Genomic DNA, 2,488 nt, shown 5'->3' with positions numbered 1-2,488 from the left:
CGCTGAGCTGGGTCGGCGACGGTGCCGAGTCCGTCAAGGGTTCAGGTTATGGCCGTGGCGGCATCTTCGATCGGATTGAACTGCGCCAGGACGGCCAGGGCGTGCGGTTTCACGATCATGACCACACGAGAATAGCGTCGCTTGCCGCCGAGGGTGCGCCACGTTTGCGCGAGATCGCACTTTTCATCGTTCCAAGTGACTTCCCTTTCGACGTGACGGCACCGTTTGAGCTTCAACTGCTCGTCCAACGCAGCGCCAGCGGTCGCGACAAAGCAGCCTTGCCCTACAATCTGGGCTATACGCTGCCGGACAATTACGTCTCCGTCAAGCGGGCAGCAGCGCCCCCGCCATCAGTTGCCGCCGCAGCGCCCGCAGATCGGCCTGTGGCTTCGGTAGCGGAAGTTGATGATGCGGGCCGGGCTCTCTGGATCAGCATCTGGCAGATGAATCGAGGCTCGATTGCCATCACGATCGGTGCACTCTTGGTCCTGACCGCCATTTTCTTTTTCCAGGACTGGTTGGTGCGACGCCCGAAGCTCTTTGCATGGGTGCGCAATGGCTATCTGCTGTTCACGCTGGTCTGGCTTGGTTGGTATGCCAATGCCCAGCTGTCCGTCGTGAATGTGCTGACCTTTGCCAACTCGCTTGCAACTGGATTCAACTGGGAGTTCTTTCTTGCTGCGCCGCTGGTCTTTATTCTCTGGGCCTCGGTGGCCGCCGGGCTCCTGTTTTGGGGACGCGGCCCCTTCTGCGGTTGGCTATGCCCTTTCGGAGCGTTGCAGGAACTCACGAACACTGTCGCGAAGACGCTCAAAGTCCCTCAGCTAAAGCTGCCCTGGGGCCTGCATGAGCGCCTTTGGCCGGTCAAGTACATCATCTTCCTCGGACTTTTCGGATTGTCGTTCTATTCGATGGCGCTTGCCGAAACGGCCGCCGAGGTCGAGCCGTTCAAGACCGTGATCATCCTCAAATTTGCTCGGCAGTGGCCTTTCCTGCTTTTTGCAACCGTGCTGCTGGGGGCTGGGTTGTTCATCGAACGTTTCTACTGTCGGTACCTCTGCCCACTCGGCGCAGCACTCGCCATTCCGGGCCGTATCCGGATGTTCGAGTGGCTGAAGAGATGGTCGGAATGCGGCTCGCCGTGCCAGCGCTGCGCCAAGGAATGTCCGGTACAGGCAATCCATCCCGAAGGCACTATCAACGTCAATGAGTGCATTTACTGCATGCATTGCCAGGAACTGTACCAGGACGACCAGCGCTGTCCGCACATGATCCAGGTACGGCTCAAACGCGAGAAATTCATGGCTCTTTCCACCCCTGCTTCCCGCGGCGAGACACCGCAAAAGCGACCCAAGGTGGAGGTCACCTACAAGGGCGATCCTATCAAGAGTCCTGATGCCGTGCCGGATCAGCCGGCATAACCCGAACAACCAAGGAGAGACGAAGTGGCAATTGATGATAGACAACCGCGCCTGAACCGGCGCCAGCTTTTGGGAACGACGGCCTTTGCCGCGGCAGCGGGTGCTGCAAGTGTTGGCGGTGCGTTGACGCTGTCGGGCGCCATGGCGACACCGGCACGTGCCGCAGACGGCCTTGCCTATGAGGTCAAGCCCGGTGAACTCGATGAATACTACGTCTTCGTGTCGGGCGGCCACTCGGGGGAAATCCGCGTCGTCGGCATGCCCTCGATGCGCGAGCTCATGCGCATTCCGGTTTTCAACCGCTGCAGCGCCACCGGTTGGGGTCTCACAAATGAAAGCCGCAAGGTCCTGACGGAAGGTCTGCTGCCTGAAACCATCGAATTTCTCGGCGAGCGCGGTGGTATTTATCTCAACGGCGATCTGCACCACCCGCATCCGTCCTTTACCGACGGCACCTATGACGGGCGCTACCTTTTTGCCAACGACAAGGCAAATACCCGTGTCTGCCGCATACGTCTCGACGTGATGAAGTGCGACAAGATCATTCAATTGCCCAATCAGCATACCGTTCACGGTCTGCGTGTGCAGAAATATCCTAAAACCGGCTATGTGTTCTGCAATGGGGAGGACCGTGTTCCGATCCCGAATGACGGCAAGGTGCTTGACGACCACAAGCAGTATCATGCGATCTTCACGGCCGTTGACGGCGAGACAATGAAGGTCGCCTGGCAGATCTCGGTCGATGGCAATCTCGACAACGTCGATGCCGACTATCAGGGCAAATATGCCTTTGCGACCTGCTACAACTCGGAAGAAGGCGTCACCCTTCCGGAGATGATGGCCAGCGAGCAGGATTGGGTCGTGGTTTTCGATCTCAAGCGCATTGAAGAGGCGGTTGCGAAGGGTGAATTCAAGGAAATGGGCGGCGTACCTGTCCTCGATGGCCGCCACGGCTCGCCCTATACCCGTTATATCCCGGTCTCCAACAGCCCGCATGGCATGAACACCGCTCCGGAACGAATTCATCTTGTAGCCAACGGCAAGCTGTCGCCCACAAACACCGTCTT

The 2,488-nt window shown here is 58.6% G+C and carries 1 protein-coding gene and 1 pseudogene; both read left to right on the top strand.

Features of this window, described 5'->3' with window-relative positions:
- On the top strand, positions 1–1,421 hold a 1,421-nt coding region (locus tag C9413_RS30995), incomplete at its 5' end, for a NosR/NirI family protein (protein WP_170251396.1).
- Between the two features lie 24 nt (positions 1,422–1,445).
- Positions 1,446–2,488, top strand: a pseudogene (locus C9413_RS30990) (TAT-dependent nitrous-oxide reductase); the annotation flags it as partial.

It is taken from the genome of Rhizobium sp. SEMIA 4085, assembly GCF_013004495.1.
Lineage (GTDB): Bacteria > Pseudomonadota > Alphaproteobacteria > Rhizobiales > Rhizobiaceae > Rhizobium > Rhizobium gallicum.
Note: the sequence above shows the minus strand (reverse complement) of the source record. Positions and strands in the feature narration are given on the sequence as shown.